Consider the following 18,637-nt stretch of genomic DNA (forward strand, 5'->3'; position numbering starts at 1 on the left):
ACGTGACAGCCAGGAAGACTTTACTTTATATTGCTGGTCATTACCCTGACTTAGACAAGGCCGATTTACAGTTATTATTAGAGCGGGGAATTGAAATTGTGACCCAAATTTTTACCCCAGATCGTTGGGAGTCGCCGTATGCCCTAAGTGAGGACCAATGGCTCTTATCCTTTAACCATACTGCGTCAGCCTTCTTGGCCTACCGCTTGCTCGAGCAGCTCCTGTATCCGATTCAAGTCAATGCCAGCCTCGCTTATGGCAGTCTTGATTCACAAGCCGGACTAGTCGCCAGCCCGGCCTATCACTATGCGAGCCAAGCTCTCCTGGAGGCCCAGTCCTTGGGAGAAGGGGTCTTACTCTATAACGCTAATTATTTAGAGGACCAGCTGACCAATATGCTACTTTTGGCCTGGCAAGAGATTATCAAAGGACAGTCTGAGATCCAAAGAGCCCTGCGACTGTCCTATGAACTCCAATTTCCTCTCTATACCGCCTATGCCATGACCAGTGAATGGCCTTTTCAAGAGATCGAAGCCTTGGAAATCTTAAAAATGCCGGTCTACGCTTTAGAGGAAAAATTACAGGATTACCAGACCATTGACTTTCAAGCGCGAAAGCCCTTAAAAATTGTTGATTTACATGCTAAAATACAGAGTGACCATTTTTATGTGACTGGTCTTTATGAAAAGGGCTATGCGAGTGCCATAGCCAAGATGAACCAAACTAGCCGACAAAACGTGGATTATCATCTCAAATCAGGACGCTTTGCCGCTGAACGTAATTATGCAGCGGCTATTGTTTTACAATTGGAACGTGAGGAAAATGCTCTTAGTGTTTAAGGAGTCATAAGGAGGATATACATGCAGCTGAAACTTAATCAAAGCAATCGCGAGCTAAAAGATAAGGCCAAGTCAGCCATTTCTGGCAATCGCTTGTCTTTAACCGGGATGTTTTTACTTAATCTATTCGTTACTTTTGTTTTTACCAGCCTCTTGGGCTTTTTAGCCAATTGGTTACAACCCGTCAGTGTCCAAGGCTTTTCGGTGAATCGGGTATTCTTAGATACACCAGCTTTGATCACTGAGATTATCAACCAAATGAGTCAAAATACCGACCCCATCGCTTTAGGAATCACTCTATTGGTGACTTTCTTAATCAGCTTTTTCATGGTTCAGGTCTGGGTCTATGGTACCCCTTGGTCCTTATTAGAAATGGTTGATGGGGGAGCCCACCACATTGGCCGGGTGTGGTCAGCCTTTACTCATCGGCCTGTCCGCCACTATATTACCAATTTCTTGGCTGCTATTGTACGCTGGTTCTCTGCCTTTGTTTTTTATTTAGTTTTAGCCACGATTTTATTCTTCTATTATGTGGTCGTTCTTTCCACCGCCCGGGCAGCCATTGGCCAGGTGACCGGAATCGTGGTCCATGTGCTCTATCTGTTGATTGCGCTATTATTACTATTTTTACTTGCTCTCTTGACCAGCTGGCTCTACTATGGTTTTAACTTCATTATGTTTCCAACTTACGATAACGAAGAAACCGGGGTTTTCCGGTCTTTGAGAATGAGCTGGCAACTGATGCGGGGCAATAAGTGGCGCTTATTCAAGATGGGCTTGGGCTATCTTTTCCTTCCCCTCATCATTGGTGGGCTAGTTAGCCTTTTGATGGCTTACTTTAGGACAGCCTTTCCTCAAGCAGACTATTATTTCTGGGCCCAATTGGGTCTAGGCCTGGTGGTAACTTTATTCTTATTTGGTAATTGGATTAAGTTCATGGTGGTTCAAGCGGTCTTTTACCGGGAACAAACTAAGCAATATGCCCTCTACCTCAATGATCATTTTCCTGGTTTTGGCGCTGAAGCTAGCGATAATATTGCTGACTTATACCACACAGAAGATCGTCCTCAATTTACCGCCGATACCATGGCTATCGATGCCTCTGAATTAAACGCTCTGGATGATTCTGCTAGTTCCAGTGACGACTATCTTTCTGAAGCGGCCTTTAGAGAAACCTATGGCCCAGACCAAGATGATTTTAAGGCAGGTGGAGAAGACAGCTATAGTCAAACCCCATCCACTTATCCAGAAAGTGAGAGTTCAGATTCTGACCTCGCTTCATTAGACGCTGAAGACAACGATGATGAGATTATGGTGATGGCACCAGCTGGCAGTCAAGATGAGCCTGCTCGCTCTGATTCGCAAAGGGATAATGAGTCTGATCAGCCGGATGAGACGGCCTATGAATATGCTGATCCAGGCTATGTCCTCGATGATCGTCAACAGGAAGAAGTCCTACCTGCTTCGGATATCTTCGACCTGGCTGAAGATTATAGTCAGCCTGAAGCAAGCCCTATTAATGAGGAAACTCTTCCAGATCAAGCGGAGAGAGTCCCAGAGCAAGTGGAAGAGACTCAAGATAAAGCAACTGAAGCGGCAGAAACAGACCATTTTGAGACCCGTCCAGAGGAGGAAGAAACAAGCGATTTTGACTTCCCCGTTCTGGAAGAATCAACCCCATCAGAAGACAGTCATTCATCAGTAGATAAAGCTGACCCAGAAGAAACTGTCGAAGAGGAGACTGAGGCTGACCTAGCCAGTGAAGCTGTCGAGAAGAAACCTTATGACCCTTATGGCTATAACACCCCTAAGAAGACCAACTTTAAACAAGCCAAGCATAAGGACGATATCCTCCTCGCCGCTGACCGCAGCGCGGAAAGCAGTTATGACAAGTCTATTGTGAATCAATCGGATTTCCTCGATGGCGATCCTTTGACTTCAGATCAAGAAGACCAAGATTCAAGTGATAAATAGTAAAAAGTGTAAAGAAAAACGGAGTAAGCCTCAAGCTACTCCGTTTTTTGCTATTTAATTAACTATCAAAGAGGCCTAAGAACTTTTATCTTGCTCTGAGTAGGGTGACCCCTTGTGGCCTTCCCAAGCCAGCCGGTGGATGGATTCGGCGACCTGTTCAGAAATACCCAGGCCTTGGATTTCACTAAGATCAGCCTGGCGGATGGCCTTAATGGTTTTAAAGTGGCTGAGCACCTTACGCCGGGTTTTCGGTCCCACCCCTTTGACACTATCCAGACGGGATTGGAAAGAATTCTTGTGATGGACTTGCCGGTGGAAGGTCTTGGCATAGCGGTCGACTTCGATTTGAATTCTCTGAACCAGGTGGAAGGCTTGGGACTTGGGATCTAGGGGCACAATAGCATGGTCATCGCCATAGATTAAGTGGGAGGTCCGGTGCTTGTCATCTTTGACCATGCCAGCAACCGGTAAGTCGTCGAGGCCCAGTTCATTGACCAAGACATCCCGAGCGGCATTAACCTCAATACTGCCCCCATCCATGAGAACGATATCGGGTAGGTCCTTGCCTTCTTTTAAGAGCCGGCTATAGCGGCGACGGATCACTTCTTGGGTAGCTTGGTATTCATTGGCCCCTTGGAAGGACTTGATTTTAAACTTGCGGTAGGCCTTCTTATTGGGGCGGCCATCTTCATAGACCACCATCCCACAGACATTATCCACTCCAGAAATATTGGAAAAGTCAAAGCTTTCCATCCGTCTGAGATAGGGCAGATTTAAGGCGTCACTAAGCTCTTCAACGGCTCCCCGGGTTTTCTTCTCATTCATTTCTAACAAGCGGAATTTTTGTTCGTGGGCCAATTGGGCATTTTCGGTAGCCAGGTCCAGCATATGGCGTTTATCCCCGCGTTTAGGGTTGACCACGGAGATCTCGAGAGCATCGCTCAAGAGATGGGTATCGATATTTTCTGGTACCAGGACTTCCTTAGGTAGGGTGTGGTTTTGCTCTTGGTAGAACTGAACAATATAGGAGGTCAATTCTTCCGCAGGATCGTTATAGCAGGCGAAGAGGGCCGAATCCCGCTTGATAATGGAAAACTGGCGCAGGAGAAAGACTTGGATGCTGATCCAGCCATGGTTGTAGTAATAGGCAAAAACATCGCGGTTATTGTATTGCTTACTCATCACATTTTGCGGTTCAACGGTTTGCTCAATATAGTTAATTTGGTCGCGGTATTCAGCGGCCCGCTCATAGTGCATATTTTCTGAAGCAGTAGCCATCTTATTTTGCAGGTCATTTTTAATGGTTTGGACGTCCCCATTCAAAAAACGGGTAATTCGCTTAATTTGTTGGGCGTATTCTTGGGCCGAAACCTCATGGTCACAGCAGCCAATACATTGGCCCAGATGGTAGTAGAAGCAAGCTCGTTTTTCATTCTTGCCACATTTTCTTAGGGGGTAGGTTTTTTGGAGAAGGTCCCGGGTACTGGTGGCGGCATTGACATTGGGATAAGGGCCAAAGTATTTGCCGCCATCTTTTTTGACGTCAGAAGTGATGATCAGTTGGGGGTCTTCTTCATTGGTGATTTTCAGGTAGGGATACATGGTCCCATATTTGAGCATAATGTTATAATGCGGTTTGTATTTTTTGATAAGATTAATTTCCAACAAGAGACTTTCCTTGTTGGTGTTGGTCATAATGACTTCAAAGTCAGCAATTTCTGCGACCAGTTGAGCCGTTTTACCGGTATGCTGGCTGCGGAAGTAGGAATGCACCCGGTTAAAGAGATTCTTGGCTTTTCCAATGTAGATAATGTGTTGGTTGCGGTCTTTCATGATGTAACAACCTGGTTTCTTAGGGACTAATTTCAATTTGTTCTCGATCAGTTGGTTGGCCACCAAGAATCATCTCCTTTCTAATCATTAATGTTTTTTTGCTTTAAACTCATCTATCTATTATAGCAATCCCGGCTAAAAAATCCATCCAAGCCGCCTGAAGGTGAGCTTAAGCGGGATAAAGCGGGTGGCTTATGCTAAAATATAAGGAGTACTTAGCTCACTGTGATCATTTAGTCAAAGGGAGGCAATTCATATGAGTCAAAAGAATCAACTCTTGAAGAAAGGCTTGCAATCCGCCGCTATTATCGGGGGCAGCCTGGCTTATCTTTATTTTCAAAATTATCAACTGGGAAAAACCCATTATTTAGTCGAAAGTCCTCGCTACGGAGGCGGTTTAGAAGGGGTAAAAATTGCCCACTTGTCCGACCTTAATTTTCCCGACCAAAGGGTTAAGGTGGTCGATATCTTGAAGGCCGTTAAAGAGGAGGAGGTCGACCTCATTGCTATTACCGGTAATCTCATCCATCCGGAAAAGGCCTTTGACCGCCAAGAACTGGCTGTCTTTATCAAGCAATTAGCCAACCTGGCTCCAGTCTTCTATGTCAGCGGCTCCAATGAAGTGAAGAGCCCTTATAGCCATTTAATGGAAGAGCTCTTAAGACAGGCAGGGGTGGGAGTCTTACATGACCAAGCCCAAACCATTAGCCTAAATGGGCAAGACCTGGTCGTCATGGGCCTAGCGGAAAAACCAGGCCGCCACTTCTTAAAAGGGGACGCCTTACGCTTTCTCCCCCTTGAAGCAGATCAATTAGCCCTACCTAAGATCTTACTAGCCCACCATCCTGAAGCCTTCTTACGTTACCATGAATCGATCGAAAAATCGCCCGACCTAGTGCTTTCAGGCCATGCCCAAGGCGGACAGATTCGGATTCCGGGCTTAGGAGGCCTTTACGCTTCTGACCAAGGCCACTTGCCCCAATATACCGAAGGAGTTTTCCGCCTCCCTGGTGACCAATACAAGTGTCTAGTGATTTCACGGGGGATTGGGGCGCCTAAGTGGCATGTCCGTTTCAATAACCAAGCAGAACTGGTTGTGGTGCAATTAACTGCTTCTAAAGAAGCTTTCTTGGAACGGGAATTGGCGGAAACCGACCGCGAAATTGCCGCTTATGGAGGCTTGTCCTGGAAACAAGCTAAGGCCATTCTTAATAATGAAGTCGATGAACAATTAGCTGCCCAAACCGCACAGGCTGACCTAGTCCCAGCCAAGTCAGCAAGAGAAGCTGAAACTTTAGCCATTACTGGCCCTTACCAAGATCAATCCACCAAGTATTTAAGTATTAAAGAAGAGAGCGATGAGGTTTAATTTTGAAAGCAGAGCAAGACAGTTTAGTTGCTAGTTTCTTAGCCCAGCCCCTTAAGGCAGAGTGGGAAGCACAAGGCTTTGACCAGCCCACCCCCATCCAAGCTGCAGCCTGGCCCCGTATTTTACAGGGGGACAATCTTTTAGCCTTATCGGCAACGGGGACTGGGAAGACCCTGGCTTATCTTTTAGCTAGCTTCAATCAAGTCCAAGCCCAGGCAGGTTTGCAGTTAATTATTCTGGCCCCTTCCCAGGAATTAGCCAGTCAAATTGCTAGTGTGGCTCGCCCTTGGGCCCAGTCGCTTGACCTAAAACTTCAGCTAGTCATTGGTGGAGCTAACATCAAGCGCCAGATTGACCAATTGAAGGCCAAGCCGGAAATCGTAGTGGCTAGTCTAGGGCGGATTAATGAACTGATTGAACAACGGAAATTAAAAGTCCACCAAGTGAACTATTTGATCTGTGATGAAGTCGATGACTTGCTAAAGGCCGACAGTCTTCCCTTATTCACTGACTTAATCAAACGCCTGCCTAAACAACGGCAAAATATTGCCTTTGGAGCCACCATCACCCAAGACAGCTTGACCAAGGTTAAAGAATTACTAGCCATTGACCAGGTCATTGACCTTAGACAGGACCTATCCAGCCAGGCCAATCTCCACCATGGCTACCTGCTAACTCCGGTCCGCAAACGGGTGGACCGCCTGCGCAGCCTGGCCCAATTGGCCGACTTTAGGGCCTTGGTTTTTGTCCGTACTAAGGCTGATGTGGATTTACTGGAAGAAAAGTTAAGCTACCATGGCTTGCCCGTGGCGGCCTTGCATGCGGAAATGAGTGGCCAAGACCGGCAAAGGGTCATCCAAGCCTTTAACCGGGGGCAGTTGGTTTATTTATTCACGACCGACTTGGCTAGCCGGGGCTTGGATATTCCTGGTTTAGCCTGTGTGATCCAATATGACCTGGCCAAAGACCAGGCCACCTATGTCCACCGCAGTGGCCGGACTGGGCGGATGGGGCAAGAAGGCTTGGTCTTGACTTTCTGCAATAACGACCGCACCCTGAGAGAATTAAAACAAGTCTTATCAGAAGGAACTGAGCTGGAAGAGTACGCTCTCTACAAAGGTCAGCTGGTCAAAGCTAGCAGCCAGCCCCAGCCAGCAGGCCATGACCAGGCAAATAGAAGGGCGAAAAAGCTCCAGTCTTCCAAGCGGGCGGCGCCTTCAGCTGATCAATCGGCAGGCAAAGGAAAGAAAAAGAAAAATCGAAAACGCCAGCAAAAGAACAAGGGCGCCCGGCGTAAAAAAGCAAAAAAGAATTGAAGCCCAAGAAAAACTTCATTAGAATAATAGAGGACTAAAAATGAAGGAGTGCATATAAAATAATGGATCGTTATGCGATTATCCTTGCTGCTGGTAAGGGAACCCGGATGAAATCAACTAAGTATAAGGTATTACATGAGGTCGCTAATAAACCCATGGTGGCTCACGTCTTAGATAATGTTAAGGCAGCCGGCTTTAATGAGGTCATTACCATTGTCGGTTTTGGGGCCGAAGAGGTCGAAAAAGTCTTAGCAGGGCAAAGTCAATTCTGCCTCCAAGAAGAACAATTAGGGACGGGCCATGCGGTTTTACAAGCAGAAGATTTACTGGCTGATAAGGCAGGCTCTACCCTGGTGATTTGTGGAGACACGCCCCTAATTACCCAGGCTACCCTGGAAGACTTACTCGATGTCCATGAAGCTGAGGGGGCTAAGGCCAGTATCTTAACCGCTAAGGCTGAAGACCCAAGTGGCTACGGCCGGATTATCCGTAAGCAAGACGGGTCGGTGGCTAAAATTGTTGAAGAAAAGGATGCCAAGCCAGAAGAAAAGGCAGTGAAGGAAATCAACACCGGAACCTATGTCTTTGATAACCAGGCCCTTTTTGAAGCCCTCCACCAAGTGGGCAATGATAATGCCCAAGGAGAATATTACCTCCCAGATGTGATTGAAATCTTACGCAGTCAGGGGGAACGGATTTCAGCTTACCAAATGGCTGACTTTGGAGAGTCTTTGGGGGTTAATGACCGGCAAGCCCTGGCCCAAGCTAACCAGCTCTACTATCAACGAAACAACCGCTACTGGATGGATAATGGGGTGACAATCTTAGATCCCCAAACAACCAAAATCGATGCGGAAGTCTCCATCGGCCAAGATACCATTATTGAAGGACAGGTCAATCTCTTAGGACAGACCCGTATCGGCAAGAACTGCCATATTCTAGCTAACAGCCAGATCGTGGATAGTCAAATTGGCGACGAAGTGACGGTGGATTCTTCTAAAATTGAAAGTAGCCAAGTAGGCTCTCATAGCTCGATTGGTCCCATGGCCCATCTCAGACCCCAATCAGTCTTGGGAGAATATGTTCATATTGGTAACTTCGTTGAAATTAAAAACGCTAGCCTCGGGGACCACACCAAGGCCGGCCACTTAACCTATGTCGGCGATGCTGACTTGGGCAGCTATATTAACCTCAGTTGCGGGGTGATCTTCTGTAACTATGATGGTTATAGTAAGCACCGTAGTCAGGTGGGCGACTATAGCTTTATCGGTTCTAATGCCAATATTGTTGCCCCGGTTAGCTTGGCTGATCATAGTTTTGTTGCTGCGGGATCCACCATTACTGAAGACGTTCCTAAGGAGGCCCTGGCCATTGCCCGGTCACGGCAAAGTAATAAAGAAAATTATTGGCATAAATTACCTATTTCTAAAAATAAGCCGGAAAGTTAACCCTAAAGAGCTTACTTCTATGGTAAGATAATATGGTAGGGACTTAGTTTTTTTAACATTTAGGTTTTAGGAGGAACTTATGACAATGTCAGAACATGAAGATAAAAACTTTAAGCTTTTCTCATTAAATTCTAACAAGCCCTTGGCACAGAAGGTTGCTGATTGTTTGGGAATTGAATTGGGAAAAATAAATGTTAACCACTTTAGTGATGGGGAAATTCACATTAACATTGAAGAATCCATTCGTGGGGATAATATTTATATTTTGCAATCGACTTCTGCACCCGTCAATGAGAACTTAATGGAACTAATGATTATGATCGATGCCTGCCGCCGGGCCAGCGCTGATCAAATCAATGTGGTGATTCCTTACTTTGGTTATGCCCGCCAAGACCGTAAGGCTAAGCCACGTGAACCGATTACATCCAAATTGGTTGCTAATATGATTGAAGACGCTGGCGCTACCCGAGTGCTCGCTCTCGACCTACACGCCAGCCAAATTCAAGGTTTCTTTGATATTCCGGTGGACCACCTCATGGGAGCTCCGCTACTGGCTAATTACTTCCTTGATAAGGATCTTTATCAAGGCAAAGACATTGTCGTTGTCTCTCCTGACCATGGCGGGGTGACCCGGGCTAGAAAATTGGCGGAATTCTTGGATGCGCCAATTGCTATTATCGACAAGCGTCGCCCACGTGCCAACGTTGCCGAAGTCATGAATATTGTTGGTGAGGTCAAAGGCAAAGACTGTATCATTATCGATGACATGATCGACACCGCCGGCACCATCACCGCTGCTTCTAATGCCTTAGAAGAAGCAGGCGCTGTTTCGGTGACTGTCTGCTGTACCCACCCTGTCTTATCTGGACCAGCCATTGAACGTCTAGAAAGCGCTAATATTGATGAAATTGTGGTGACCGACTCAATCAACCTCCCTGAGGAAAAGAAAATTGATAAGATCACGACAGTTTCTGTTTCTGAACTGATTGCTGAAGCCATCTATCGGATTCAAAATAACAAATCAGTGAGTCCGCTCTTCCGCGAACAATTCAAGGGAATGGAAGCCAAAGATTAGTAAAATACTTAAAAAAGAATAATCTTAGTGTAAAGGAAGCTTTGACTGATGTCTGAGCTTCTTTTGCATTTAGGCGAAAAAACTTGTGAGGGTAGCTTTTTTTCGCTAAAATGAAGAAAATTACTAGTAGCAAGTCATCTGTACATCTCCCTCGCTGTGGGCGGTGTACAGATTTTGTTGCGTTAAAAAGAAAAGGATGATCGATATGAAGTTAGTGGTTGGATTAGGAAATCCAGGAAAAGAATACGAAGGGACCCGCCATAATATTGGTTTTATTGTCCTTAATGAATGGGCCTACCGCCACCATGAAAGCTTTGATCGTTCCGCTTTCAATGGGGTCTATTTTAAACGTCGGGTGGCTAATGACCAGGTGATCTTTGTCAAACCCACTACTTTTATGAATCTATCCGGTCAATGTGTATCTGGCTTTATGAATTATTACCACATCGACTTAGAAGACCTCTTAGTGGTCTATGATGATATGGACATGGAACCTGGGCGGCTCCGCCTTCGAAAAAAGGGTAGTGCTGGCGGTCATAACGGAATGAAAGATATCATTAAAATGCTTAATTCCAAAGACATTCAACGGATCAAATTAGGTGTTGGTCATCCCAAAGGTAAGGGTTCGGTAGTCAACCATGTCCTAGGAAAATTCTCAAAGGAAGACCAAGGCAAGATGTTAGAAAGCAGCCAAGCGGCAGCCGATGCCATTTCTTACTGGTTAGAGGGCAATAGCTTTGAAAACACTATGAATCGTTTCAATAACTAATAAAGAGAGAAAGACGTGGAAATGAACTTAGAAAATTATCTCAATGAGAAAATTATTGACAGCAAGCTAGAAAACACCTTGAGGACGGGGCAGAGTGTTCTCTACCTGGGTTTACAGGCGGCTAGTAAGGCCTATATGATTGCTGAAATTCAATCCAGCAATCCCGATAAAAAGACCGTGGTCTTGACCAATAACCTCTTGCAGGCGGAGCGTTTTTATGAAGACCTGCAAACTTTCAATCCAGAAGCTGACCTCCACCTCTATTCCAGTCCAGAAAGTGTGGCTGAAGACTTAGCCATTCAAAGCCCGGAAGCTCTGGGGGACCGCTTGGCGACCTTAGACTGGTTACTTGATGAAGACAGTAGTGGGATCTTAATTAGCCCTATCTTTGGCTTAAAGCGCGCCCTGACTCCTGTGGCTGAGTGGAAACACCTAGTTAAAAGCATCCAACGGGGCCAAGAACTCGCAGTTGGCCAGCTGAAAGCAGATCTATTGCTTTTAGGTTATGAACGGGTAGAGGCCGTTTTACGACCTGGTGAAATGAGTGTCCGTGGGGATATTGTTGACCTTTTTCCCTTAACCAGTTCCCAGCCCTTGCGACTGTCTTTAGCCTTCGATGAAGTGGAGCGTATCACAACTTTTGACGTTAACAGCCAAAAGAGCCAAGAGGACTTAGAAGCAGTTACCATCTTACCGGCAAAAGACCTCTTGTTTAGCCCTGACCGCCTAAAAGCTGGTGTGGCTAATCTAGAAAAAGTGGCCCAGGAAAAAGCTGAGAAAGTCCAAGATGAAGCCATCAAAAAACAAGTCCAGGCCATCTTCCAGGATGAAATCCAAGCCTGGTCAGCTGGAGAAACCACCGAACGGACCCATTATTTTAGTCAGATCCTCTATCCAGATTCCTGCAGCCTCCTCGACTATGTGGGAGAGGGACAGACTCTAGTTTTGGATGATATGACTCGGTTGATTGAATTATCCCAGGAAATTGATCAGCGAGCAGCCCTTTATCTTCAAGGTAAGGTGGAGGCTGGCCACCTGCCCCCAATTGACCAGATCTATTTAGATAGTCACGACCAAGTGATGGCTTATTCGGGGCGGAAGTTTTACCTGGCCCAGTGGCAGAAGGGTTACGGCAATATGCGCTTTGACGGCCTCTACCAATTCCAAACTCGGACGGTAACGCCTTTTTACCATAATAAAGAAGCCATTAAGCTGGAATTTGAAGCCTGGTTGAGAATGGGCCGGTCTTTACTGATCTTTATCGAAGAAGAAGACAAGGCCCGCGACTTAGAAAAAGACCTCAAGGCCATGGACTTTCAGGCAGTTTTGACCCAGGCAGATCAGATTATCCCTGAAGCAATTAATATAATTGCTGGCCAGCTGTCAGGTGGGATTGAATTTGTGGACAGTCAAGTGGTCCTCTTAGCCCAAAGTGACCTCTTTGACCAGGCTAAGCGCCGCCGTCGTAAAAATACCAATAACCTTTCTAACGCTGAACGTTTGAAGAGCTACCAAGAGTTAAAACCTGGCGACTATGTAGTCCATGTGAACCACGGGATTGGTCAGTTCGTTGGGGTAGAGACCATCGAGGTAGCAGGAAACCACAAGGACTATCTCAGTATCGTCTATGCTGATAATGCCTCTATCCACGTCCCCATTGACCAAATTGACTTGGTACAAAAATATGTCTCAGCGGAAGGGAAGAGCCCTAAACTCAACAAAATGGGTGGGACCGAATGGCAAAAGACCAAGCAAAGGGTCAGCAAAAAAATCGAAGATATTGCTGATGACTTGGTGGACCTGTATGCAGAAAGGGAGACCAGAAAGGGCTATGCCTTTAGTCCTGACAACGAAGACCAGGCTGCCTTTGAAGACGAATTTCCTTATCCTGAAACCGATGACCAGCTCCGCTCAATCAAAGAAATTAAAGCCGATATGGAAAAAGAAAAGCCTATGGATCGTCTCCTTGTTGGGGACGTGGGCTTTGGAAAGACTGAAGTTGCTATGCGGGCTGCCTTTAAGGCTATGCTAGACGGCAAGCAAGTCGCCTTCCTGGTGCCAACGACTGTCTTAGCCCAGCAACACTATGAAACCATGCTGGAACGCTTTAAGGACTATCCCTTTACTATTGACTTATTGAGCCGTTTTCGGAGTCCGGCCGAACAAAAGCATGTCATTAAGGGTTTAAAAGAGGGTAGTGTCCAACTAGTGATTGGTACCCACCGACTCCTATCCAAGGATATTAAGTTCTTAGATCTGGGTTTACTGGTTGTTGATGAGGAACAACGCTTTGGCGTCAAGGCCAAGGAGAGATTAAAGGCCTTGCGAAAAAATGTCGATGTCCTTACCCTAACGGCAACGCCGATCCCTCGCACCTTGAATATGTCCATGATGGGGGTTAGGGACTTGAGTGTGATTGAAACGCCACCAGCTAACCGTTTTCCTGTGCAAACCTATGTCATGGAACAAAACTATGGGGCGATCCGGGATGCCATTGAACGTGAATTAGCCCGCAATGGTCAAGTCTTTTACCTCTTTAATAATGTGCAAAATATCCAAGAAAAGGCCAACTTTATTGAGGAATTAGTCCCCAAAGCCCGGGTAGCCATTGCCCATGGCCAGATGCATGCGAATCAATTAGAGGAAGTCTTAATGGATTTCCTGGCCGGAGATGACGACGTCTTAGTCACTACCACCATTATTGAAACCGGGATTGATATGCCTAATGTCAATACCCTTTTAGTGGAGGATGCTGACCGAATGGGCTTATCGACCCTCTATCAATTACGGGGCCGGGTAGGCCGGTCCAACCGGGTGGCTTATGCTTACTTTATGTACCGGCCTGACAAGGCCCTCAATGAGGCCAGCGAAAAACGGCTGACCGCCCTCAAAGACTTTACCGAATTAGGGGCAGGGTTCAAAATCGCTATGCGCGACCTCTCCATTCGTGGAGCCGGCAACCTCCTGGGGCAAGAACAGCACGGTTTTGTCAATTCGGTAGGTTATGACCTCTTTCAACAGATGCTGGATGAAGCTATCCGTAAGAAGCAGGGTAAGGCAGCCAAGCGGCCACAGTCACCGACAGAAATTGAATTGCACATTGATGCCTATATTCCTTCAGAATATATCCAGGATGAAAATCAAAAGGTGGAAATCTACAAACGCATCAACCTGCTGGAGGATGTCGATGCCATGTGGGACTTGGATGACGAATTATTGGACCGCTTTGGTGAGCCTCCGGTAGAAGTTCAATGGCTCTTAGCAGTCGGGGCGATGAAGTCCTATGCTACTGCAATAGGGGTAGAAAAAATCACGCGTAAGGGGAAAGCGATTGAGCTGGTCTTTACCAAGCAACAAAATCCTAGCCAATTGACTCCGCTCATTTTCCAAGCCTTAGAAGATATCCCCATGAAACTACAAATCAAAATGGCTAATGATCAATTAGTCATGCAGTTAAACACTAAAGACCTGTCAACTTATCAGTGGTTAGACTATCTCCTGCAATTTCTGACCCAGCTCAGTAAAGACATAGCGGCCACTTCTGATCAAGTGGAGGGGGAGGACTAGATGATGTCCAGTAAGAACCGTCGTAGCCAACAAGCCTTAAAGGGAGCCAGCTTGTTGACCCTGGCCGGCATTATCGCTAAGATTCTCAGTGCGGTTTACCGGGTTCCCTTTCAAAACCTAGTGGGCGACACGGGCTTCTATGTCTACCAGCAAGTCTACCCCATTTATGGGATTGGAATGACCTTCGCCCTGAGCGGCTTACCTAATTACGTGGGTAAACAAATTAGCTGGCAGGTTGACCTGGCCCACCGCCGCCTGTTTTTGCGGCGTTATAGTCTCCTAGTAGTCATTTTTTCTTTATTGTGTTTTAGCCTGAGTTTTTTTCTAGCCCCGCTTTTAGCCCAGGGAATGGCTGACCCCAACTTGGCAGTGGTGATTCGGAGCGTTTCCTATATGTTCTTAGCCATGCCTTTTCTCCTCCTCATTCGGGGAGCCTTTCAGGGTCGCAATGATATGAAGCATACCGCCGTCTCCCAGGTTATCGAGCAAGTGGTCCGGGTTGGGGTAATCTTAGGGGTGGCTTATCTCTATAGCCAGGTCTTTAGTCAGGACTGGTCCCTCTATGAGATGGGGGCCTGGGCCATGGCCTCGGCTGGGATTGCTGGTTTTACGGCAGCTAGCTACCTAATCCTGGCCCTGCTTCAATCCAGGGGCACCCAGCGCTTATTCCAAGAATCGAAAAGAAGTCGAGCCCTGGCTGAAGATCCGCCTTATCACTTGACCTGGCCCCAGATTTTAAGAACCTTTGTAACCGATGGCCTGGTGATTTGTAGTTTCTCAGCCTTATTGGTCTTCTTTCAATTGATTGATTCTTTTACCCTTTATGATGGTTTACTGGATTTTGGTTTGGATAGCGAACTGGCTAAGGTTTATAAGGGAGTCTATGATCGCGGCCAGCCCTTTGTCCAATTGGGCATGGTCTTTTCCCTGGCCTTCCAGACCTCTTACTTGCCCCTGCTTTCCCAGGCCTTTGTCAAAAAGCAAAAGGCTCTATTTAGGGAAGCGGCAGCTCGTTTTAGCCGCTTAACTTTCTTTATTAGTCTATTGGTCACGGCGGGGATAATGGCTATCTTACCGGAACTCAATGTGATGCTCTTTAGTGATGCTAAGGGCAGCGGGGTCTTAGAACAGTATCTACTGATGATTGTCTTGGCCAGCTGGGTATTGATCTACCATAATATTTTCCTGGGCCAGAACCAGTGGTTTTATTCGGCCATGGCCCTGGGCTTGGGATTATTAGTTAAAGGGGTCTTTGCCCACATGCTGGTTAGCCGCTTTGGCCTAGTGGGGGGCGTCTGGTCCAGTTTACTCGCTCTAGTGATGATACTGATGTTGATGCACCATTTTATTCCCCATTCGATTAAAAGCGAGAGTCAAATGGGGATTTTACTGAGAGATACTAGCCTAGTGGTTCTTCCTATGTGGCTGGCCATTATGGCTTTGCGCTGGCTCTTTTGGCTAAATTTCCCTAAAGGTCGGGCCTTTGCTACTTTATTTGTGGGCTTGGCTGTCCTTTTGGGAGCAGGTGTCGTATTATTAGTAGTAAGAAGATACCCGATACTTAATCCGGCTGAGTGGCAAGAAATTCCCTTAGCTAAATATTGGATCAAAAATAAGGAGAGTTAGGAAGAGTCTATGCGAATTGATAAATTTTTAAAAGTTGCTCGAATTATTAAGCGACGTACCGTGGCCAAAGAGGCCTGTGACCAAGGTCGGGTGGCTGTTAATGGGCGGCCCGCCAAGTCCGGGACCAACTTGGAAGTTGGTGATACGGTTAAGATTGAGTTTGGCAATAAGTGGCTGACTTTGAGGGTTGATGCCCTAGAAAATTCGACTAAAAAAGAAGACGCCAGCAAAATGTATACCATTCTCGATGAGGAGTGGAAGGAAAAAGCGAGCGAACCTGAATTTTTTTAATTAAAATAGGAGCTATACTTTTTAAAAGAAGCAAGGTACAATAGGAAGGGTACTATTTTGTGAAAGGGTGCTAAAGATGGGCGACCAAGGCAAGGAAAATAAGAATAAAATTACTTCCATCGCACGCTACGCTGGCAAGAAGGAGCAAGAAGATACTAAGAAACAGAAGTGGCATGACTTAATCATGCGCTCGCTCTTAGGCTTTTGCCTACTAGGCTCCCTATTATGTCTGTTTGGCGTCTTCCATGCCCAAATCAAGACACGGTCCTTAAGCGAACAAACGGAGCAGGCCAAGCAACAAAGGCAGAGTGAGCAAGAAATTGTTGACTCCCTAAAAAATCAAGTGACCTTATTGCATAATGAGTCTTACCTGGCAAGTTTGGCTCGAGCCCAATATTATCTCAGCAAAGAGGGCGAAATTATTTTTTCCACTCCTGAAGATAATGATTCCATGAAGGCAAAAAGTCTTAACAAGGCATACCTAGAAGCACAAAATAATCAAAACAAAACAAATAACGAATAAAAATTAGGAGGATCATAAGCTTTCATGACCGTAGAAGTTGGGGAAAAAGTAACTGGCAAGGTTACAGGAATTGTTAAATTTGGTGTATTTGTCGATCTCGGTGATGGAAACAGTGGTTTAGTCCACATTTCTGAAATTTCCGATAGCTATATTAAAGATATCAATGATTATCTACAAAAAGGCGATGAAGTGACTGCGATTGTCACTAAAATTCAACCGGATGGAAAGATTGCCTTATCCATGAAGGACGCCAAAGGCCAAAACCAGGCTGAGCCTAAAGCACAAGCGAAGCATGGCAATAGTAGTCCTAAGCCAGCTAAGGCCAACAATAGCCATAAGAAATTTGACCGTAAGCCACAAACAAAAACCAGTGACTTTGACGCCATGATGAATAATTTCTTAAAGGAAAGTGATGATCGCTTAACTTCCTTGAAGCGTAATACCGAAGGCAAACGTGGTGGCCGCGGTGGCCGTCGCGGCTAATGACAAGAGATGAAGAATAGAAAAAAGATTTTACCAAGAGGTTATGACGCTGGTCACAGCCTCTTTCTTTATTTTTATAAGGAAGGTGGAAGATGTTAGAGCTCAGTCAACTTGCCCAAATGATTTACCAAAAGTTAGTGGCAGAAGATAGCGACTATTTAGCTAGTCACAAGCCCTATGCCCTGGCGGTTTCTGGTGGCGTGGATTCCATGGTCCTTTTAAGGTGTTTTGAGACACTGCAAGCGATTCATGGGCTAAATTTCTTTGTCATCCATATTAATCACCGCTTGCGCTTGGAGTCAGAAGCCGAGCAGGAAATGATGGTGGCCTATTGCCAAGAACGCGACTTGGACCTCAAGGTGAGTATTTGGCAGCATGGAGCCGATTTAGCTGGCAATGTAGAAGCCAAAGCCCGGGCCTTCCGCTACCATGCCTTTGGAAAAATTCTCAAAGACAAGGCCTCCTTGCGTTTGGTGACGGCCCACCATAGTGATGACCAGGTAGAAACCGGCTTAATGCGCCTAGTCCATGGCGGACACCTAGCTAGTTTTAAGGGTATGGAGTCCCTTAGCCCGCTTTACACCTATCCCAAGGCCCAAATTCTCCGACCTCTTTTAGAGGTAGAGAAAGCCAGCTTATATGACATAGCAAGAGTAGAAGGGATTCCCTACCAGGAAGACATGACCAATTGGGATAAGCACTTCCAACGCAATCGTTTCCGTCAAGAGATTATTCCCTATCTAGAGCGGGAATCTGGTAACTTCAAGGCACATTTCCGTCATTTTCAAACCGACCTCAAAGCCTTATTGGACCTGGCCTATCCCCAGCTCAACCAGCTGCTGGCTAACTTATTTGACCAGGAAGCGGGCTGTTTTCGCATCGACCTGGAAGCCCTGGGTCAGTATTCTCAGGCGGAACAAGTCTTACTAATGGAAATGCTTTTTCAGCGTTGTGAGATTCCAGAACTCTTGGTTTTCACTCGGACGGGAATGGAGGAATTGGTCGACTTTCTTAACCAGGGGGCTGCCCAGGGCCAATGGGCCTTGCCGGGGCATTATGTCTTGGATAAGGTCTATCAGGCCGCCTTTATCCGCTTGAAAACCAGCCCAGCCCACTACTATCAGACCGGGCCAGAGCTATCAGAGAGACCGCTTGAATTAGAAAAAGCAGTGATTCAGCTAGAAGACTTCTCCTTAAGCTGGACTTTGGCTGGTCAGGAAAAGCATCAGGACACTAGCCAAAGCTTTTACTTGCCTCACTCTCTAAGTGACCAATCCCTGACTATCCGCCACCGGCAAGCCGGTGACTATCTCAAACTCCCTTCAGGAAGCCAGCAAAAAATCCGTCGCTTCTTCATTAATGAGAAGATTGCTCAAGCAGACCGTCAGACGTCATGGCTGATCGTCCGAGGCCAGTCTTGGGTCCTTGGAATCTTAAGTCAAAAGGGGCAATGGCTCTACCGCTATCCTCTGAACGGGGAGGGGCCTTTTAGCCAAATTCAGCGACTCTAAGCATTCCTTAAAA

Annotated in this window: 14 protein-coding genes; 13 read left to right on the forward strand and 1 reads right to left on the reverse strand. The window is 46.4% G+C overall.

The window, feature by feature from the left end; translation table 11 throughout:
- Nucleotides 1-2 precede the first annotated feature (2 nt).
- Together HMPREF9243_RS02260 and HMPREF9243_RS02265 are read left to right on the forward strand one after the other, a co-directional pair.
- Nucleotides 3-839, forward strand: coding sequence for a hypothetical protein (locus HMPREF9243_RS02260; protein WP_013669501.1), 837 nt, complete (start codon nt 3-5; stop codon nt 837-839).
- 21 nt (nt 840-860) lie between these two features.
- Nucleotides 861-2,813: a DUF975 family protein gene (locus HMPREF9243_RS02265; RefSeq protein WP_013669785.1), complete on the forward strand. Its 1,953-nt coding sequence runs from the start codon at nt 861-863 to the stop codon at nt 2,811-2,813.
- A gap of 75 nt (nt 2,814-2,888) precedes the next feature.
- Here the strand turns inward: HMPREF9243_RS02265 and uvrC are convergent, their stop codons facing one another.
- A complete protein-coding gene (gene uvrC / locus HMPREF9243_RS02270; RefSeq protein ID WP_013669279.1) occupies nt 2,889-4,709 on the reverse strand; it encodes an excinuclease ABC subunit UvrC in 1,821 nt (606 codons plus the stop codon).
- Nucleotides 4,710-4,902: 193 nt separating this feature from the next.
- Here uvrC and HMPREF9243_RS02275 point away from each other — a divergent pair, with 193 nt between their 5' ends.
- The 11 genes from HMPREF9243_RS02275 to tilS all read left to right on the forward strand — a co-directional run bounded on the left by HMPREF9243_RS02275 (nt 4,903) and on the right by tilS (nt 18,624).
- Nucleotides 4,903-6,015, forward strand: a complete 1,113-nt coding sequence (locus HMPREF9243_RS02275; RefSeq protein WP_013669400.1) for a metallophosphoesterase — start codon at nt 4,903-4,905, stop codon at nt 6,013-6,015.
- A 2-nt stretch (nt 6,016-6,017) separates the two neighbouring features.
- Nucleotides 6,018-7,331 carry a DEAD/DEAH box helicase gene (locus HMPREF9243_RS02280; RefSeq protein WP_013668839.1) on the forward strand — a complete coding sequence of 438 codons (1,314 nt, stop codon included), beginning with the start codon at nt 6,018-6,020 and terminating at the stop codon, nt 7,329-7,331.
- A gap of 62 nt (nt 7,332-7,393) precedes the next feature.
- Nucleotides 7,394-8,779: a bifunctional UDP-N-acetylglucosamine diphosphorylase/glucosamine-1-phosphate N-acetyltransferase GlmU gene (gene glmU, locus HMPREF9243_RS02285; RefSeq protein WP_013669569.1), complete on the forward strand. Its 1,386-nt coding sequence runs from the start codon at nt 7,394-7,396 to the stop codon at nt 8,777-8,779.
- Between the two features lie 85 nt (nt 8,780-8,864).
- Complete coding sequence (locus HMPREF9243_RS02290) at nt 8,865-9,854, forward strand: ribose-phosphate diphosphokinase (protein ID WP_041705879.1); 990 nt, start codon at nt 8,865-8,867, stop codon at nt 9,852-9,854.
- Between the two features lie 205 nt (nt 9,855-10,059).
- Nucleotides 10,060-10,623 carry an aminoacyl-tRNA hydrolase gene (gene pth / locus HMPREF9243_RS02295; protein ID WP_013669596.1) on the forward strand — a complete coding sequence of 188 codons (564 nt, stop codon included), beginning with the start codon at nt 10,060-10,062 and terminating at the stop codon, nt 10,621-10,623.
- 21 nt (nt 10,624-10,644) lie between these two features.
- Nucleotides 10,645-14,190, forward strand: a complete 3,546-nt coding sequence (mfd, locus tag HMPREF9243_RS02300) for a transcription-repair coupling factor (protein ID WP_041706489.1) — start codon at nt 10,645-10,647, stop codon at nt 14,188-14,190.
- Entirely contained in the window at nt 14,191-15,816 is a 1,626-nt protein-coding gene (locus HMPREF9243_RS02305; RefSeq protein ID WP_013668475.1) for a polysaccharide biosynthesis protein, read from the forward strand.
- A gap of 9 nt (nt 15,817-15,825) precedes the next feature.
- Nucleotides 15,826-16,107, forward strand: a complete 282-nt coding sequence (locus HMPREF9243_RS02310) for an RNA-binding S4 domain-containing protein (protein WP_013669260.1) — start codon at nt 15,826-15,828, stop codon at nt 16,105-16,107.
- A gap of 76 nt (nt 16,108-16,183) precedes the next feature.
- Nucleotides 16,184-16,630: a septum formation initiator family protein gene (locus tag HMPREF9243_RS09765; RefSeq protein WP_013670089.1), complete on the forward strand. Its 447-nt coding sequence runs from the start codon at nt 16,184-16,186 to the stop codon at nt 16,628-16,630.
- Nucleotides 16,631-16,654: 24 nt separating this feature from the next.
- On the forward strand, nt 16,655-17,113 hold the full coding sequence (locus tag HMPREF9243_RS02320) for a S1 domain-containing RNA-binding protein (protein ID WP_013668891.1): 459 nt from the start codon (nt 16,655-16,657) through the stop codon (nt 17,111-17,113).
- Nucleotides 17,114-17,205: 92 nt separating this feature from the next.
- Entirely contained in the window at nt 17,206-18,624 is a 1,419-nt protein-coding gene (tilS, locus tag HMPREF9243_RS02325; protein WP_013669209.1) for a tRNA lysidine(34) synthetase TilS, read from the forward strand.
- The last annotated feature ends 13 nt before the right edge of the window (nt 18,625-18,637 follow it).

This window comes from Aerococcus sp. Group 1 (assembly GCF_000193205.1).
Taxonomy (GTDB): domain Bacteria; phylum Bacillota; class Bacilli; order Lactobacillales; family Aerococcaceae; genus Aerococcus; species Aerococcus urinae_A.

Bases quoted from the DNA above. Each gene is read 5' to 3' on its own strand.
- HMPREF9243_RS02305 (WP_013668475.1), top strand. From the start codon at position 14,191: ATGATGTCCAGTAAGAACCGTCGTAGCCAACAAGCCTTAAAGGGAGCC.
- HMPREF9243_RS02275 (WP_013669400.1), top strand. From the start codon at position 4,903: ATGAGTCAAAAGAATCAACTCTTGAAGAAAGGCTTGCAATCCGCCGCT.
- mfd (WP_041706489.1), top strand. From the start codon at position 10,645: ATGAACTTAGAAAATTATCTCAATGAGAAAATTATTGACAGCAAGCTA.
- HMPREF9243_RS09765 (WP_013670089.1), top strand. From the start codon at position 16,184: ATGGGCGACCAAGGCAAGGAAAATAAGAATAAAATTACTTCCATCGCA.
- HMPREF9243_RS02290 (WP_041705879.1), top strand. From the start codon at position 8,865: ATGTCAGAACATGAAGATAAAAACTTTAAGCTTTTCTCATTAAATTCT.
- HMPREF9243_RS02320 (WP_013668891.1), top strand. From the start codon at position 16,655: ATGACCGTAGAAGTTGGGGAAAAAGTAACTGGCAAGGTTACAGGAATT.
- HMPREF9243_RS02265 (WP_013669785.1), top strand. From the start codon at position 861: ATGCAGCTGAAACTTAATCAAAGCAATCGCGAGCTAAAAGATAAGGCC.
- HMPREF9243_RS02310 (WP_013669260.1), top strand. From the start codon at position 15,826: ATGCGAATTGATAAATTTTTAAAAGTTGCTCGAATTATTAAGCGACGT.
- pth (WP_013669596.1), top strand. From the start codon at position 10,060: ATGAAGTTAGTGGTTGGATTAGGAAATCCAGGAAAAGAATACGAAGGG.
- tilS (WP_013669209.1), top strand. From the start codon at position 17,206: ATGTTAGAGCTCAGTCAACTTGCCCAAATGATTTACCAAAAGTTAGTG.
- glmU (WP_013669569.1), top strand. From the start codon at position 7,394: ATGGATCGTTATGCGATTATCCTTGCTGCTGGTAAGGGAACCCGGATG.